Annotated in this window: 1 protein-coding gene; it reads left to right on the plus strand. The window is 34.9% G+C overall.

The window, feature by feature from the left end; genetic code table 11:
* Window positions 1–188: 188 nt before the first annotated feature.
* A partial coding sequence (locus JKM87_RS17615) for a hypothetical protein (protein ID WP_202081777.1) occupies window positions 189–421 on the plus strand: 233 nt, incomplete at its 3' end.

Raw genomic sequence — 421 nt, forward strand, 5'->3', positions numbered from 1 at the left:
CCAGAAAGAAAATTACAAGCTATAAGTATAACGATATAACTGCAGTAGATTCCTTCCAACTTCAATACGATTCTTCGCATTTTGACTGTGTACTCATTGAAGGAAATTGTGCAAAAAAATTTGAGGGAATCATTAGATCCCAAACTTTATTTATAAGAATACATCAGGATAAAATTCATACACACACCATGCCAGAACAAGGCCAGTATGTCGTACCGTATTTAGAAACAGATGATGAGTTTATTAAAACGGAAGAAGTTATAGAATCGCAAGAGAAATATTTAGCCCAACAGCTACGAATGATCCAACTAACAGAAGCGAAGTGTCATGTAGTTCAACGTCCTCTCAGAGAGATTATTGAAGAAATAAAAGAGATTAAATTAGACCAGTTTGAAAATGATATCCTTCAGTCTTCCGTCCC

The sequence above is a fragment of the Caldalkalibacillus salinus genome (assembly GCF_016745835.1).
GTDB lineage: Bacteria > Bacillota > Bacilli > Caldalkalibacillales > JCM-10596 > Caldalkalibacillus_A > Caldalkalibacillus_A salinus.